Raw genomic sequence first — 2,756 nt, forward strand, 5'->3', positions numbered from 1 at the left:
CGAGGTGTTCGAGGCGAAGGTCGTCGGCAGCGGACGGATCTACGAGACGGAGCTCTACGTCTTCACCGGGCGCGACGGGCGGATGCACTACGACTGGAGCGACTGCAGCTGTCCCGTCGGCAGCAGCTGCAAGCACGTCGCCGCCGTCGCGATCACCGCCGACCAGGGCCGCGTCCAGCGGTCCACCGGCCGGAAGCCGCCGGCCACGACCCCCGCACTGCCCGACTGGGAACGGCCCCTCCACGACCTGTTCGTCGACGACACGGCGCATGGGGCCGGGATCCCGCTGGCGATCTCGATCGTGGCCCGCCGTGCCCAGGACGGTGTGCTCGAGCTGCACGCGCGGCTCAAGCGTCCCGGGGCCCGGGGCGGCTGGATCAACGGCGACCTGCGCTGGGACGGATTCTCGAGCCGGCACGTCGGCCGAAGCGAGTACCGCGGTGATCACCTGGACCTCGCAGCAGAGTTGTGGGCGGTGTTCCAGGCCCGCCAGAGCGGACGGTCCACCTCCTCGTACTCCTCGTACGCGTACGGACCGTCGCAGACGAAGACGCTCGACCTCGGCGCGTTCAACAGCCCGCAGCTCTGGCCCCTCCTGGAGCGGGCCCGCGAACAGGAGATCGCGCTGGTCCACGGTCGCCGGGCCCTGGGCAAGGTCGAGCTCCTCGAGGGCGACCTGTGCTTCGACGTCGAGGACCGCGACGACGGCATCGACGCCCGGGTCGTGCTGCGCGTCGCAGGCGTGGCGGCGGATCTCGTTCCGGTCGCGTTCATCGGCGCGGGCGGCCACGGGCTCGTCTGCACCACGCCGGAGGCGGCCGACCTCGATCCGGACCGCTGGCCGTTGCGGCTCGTCCGGCTGGAGCGCCCCGCCCCGCCGGCGCTGCAGCGGATGGTCCTCACCGGGACCCCGCTGCGCGTCCCGCCCGACCAGGCCGAGCGCTTCGCGCACGAGATCGCCCCGGGGCTGCGCCGGCACGCGCCCGTCGTCTCGAGCGACGGCAGCTTCGTCGTCCCGGAGGTCTCGGCGCCCCGGCTGGAACTCCGGGCCACGCACGGCGACGACCACGGGCTCGAGCTCGCGTGGGAGTGGCGGTACGAGATCGACGGGCAGGCGCGCTGCACGCCCTTCGCGGCGACGCGCGACGGCTATCGCGACCTCCGCGCCGAGCGGGCGGCGATCGAGGCGACCGTCGTCGACGACGAGGAGCTGCGTCGGCTCGGCCTCGTCGACGGCCGCGGCCGACCGCAGAGCGGCGTGGCCAGGCTGTCGGGTCTCGACACCGCCGAGGCGACGACCGAGCTGCTGCCCCGCCTGGCCGGCCACGAAGGGGTCGACCTGCGACGGCAGGGGACGCCCGCCGACTACCGCGACGTCGGCGACGAGCTGGAGGTCGGCTTCTCCACGCAGGCGAGCGACGGCGACCACGACTGGTTCGATCTGGGCGTCACGATCAGGGCCGACGGCCAGGACGTCCCGTTCGAGCGGGTCTTCACCGCGCTGGCCGACGGCGCAGAGCACCTCCTGCTGGCCGACGGTGCGCACTTCTCGCTGACGACCCCGAAGCTCCAGGCGCTCCGGGCCCTGATCGACGAGGCCCGGGCGCTCGCCGACACGCCGGCGGGTGCACCGCTGAAGATCAGTCGCTACCAGGCGGGCCTCTGGGAGGACCTCGTCGCGCTCGGCGTCGTGACCGAGCAGGCCGCGGCGTGGCAACGGCAGATCGACGGGCTGACGCGGCTGGACGCCCTCGCCGATCATGCGCTGCCGACCGACCTGGACGCCGACCTGCGCCCGTACCAGCAGGACGGCTACCGCTGGCTGACCCAGCTATGGGACCTCCAGCTGGGCGGGATCCTCGCCGACGACATGGGCCTGGGTAAGACGCTCCAGGCCCTCGCGCTGATCGCCCACGCCAAGGAGCGCGACCCCGAGGCCGGGCCGTTCCTCGTCGTCGCGCCCACGAGCGTCGTGGCCGGCTGGGTCGCCGAGGCCGCCCGCTTCACGCCCGGGCTCGTCGTCCGGGCGCTGACCGACACGCTCAAGAAGGCCGGCGTCACGCTCGCCGAGGCGCTCGACGGCACCGACGTCCTCGTCACGACCTACACGCTGCTGCGCCTGGACGCCGAGCACCACTGTGCGGTCCCGTGGGCCGGGGTGATCCTCGACGAGGCGCAGCAGGTCAAGAACCACCAGGCGAAGACCCACGGCTGCGTCCGGCGGCTCGACGCGCCGTTCAAGCTCGCGATCACGGGCACGCCGATGGAGAACGGCCTGATGGAGCTGTGGGCGCTCTTCTCGATCACCGCCCCGGGGCTCTTCCCGAGCCCGAAGCGCTTCGACGAGCAGTACGTCCGACCGATCGAGAGGGGCCACGACGCCGAGCGGCTGGATCGCCTGCGCCGGCGGGTCCGCCCGCTGATGCTCCGCCGCACGAAGGATCTCGTCGCCGCCGACCTGCCGCCGAAGCAGATCCAGGCGCTCCCCGTGGGGCTGCACCCGCGCCACCGACAGGTCTACGACACGCACCTGCAGCGCGAGCGCCAGCGGATCCTCGGCCTGCTGCAGGACTTCGACAAGAACCGCTTCACGATCCTGCGGGCGATCACGCTGCTGCGGCAGATGAGCCTGCACCCTGTGCTCGTCGACCCGCAGTACGCAACCGTCCCGTGCGCCAAGCTGACGGCGCTCGTCGGGCAGTTGGAGGACGTCGTCGGCGGCGGGCACCGGGCGCTCGTCTTCAGTCAGTTCACCG

At 72.9% G+C, this 2,756-nt stretch carries 1 protein-coding gene; it reads left to right on the plus strand.

The features are described from left to right. On the plus strand, positions 1-2,756 hold a 2,756-nt coding region (locus AB0L40_RS27480), incomplete at both ends, for an SNF2-related protein (RefSeq protein ID WP_364361945.1).

It is taken from the genome of Patulibacter sp. NPDC049589 (assembly GCF_040675535.1).
In the GTDB taxonomy this organism is placed as follows: Bacteria; Actinomycetota; Thermoleophilia; order Solirubrobacterales; family Solirubrobacteraceae; genus Patulibacter.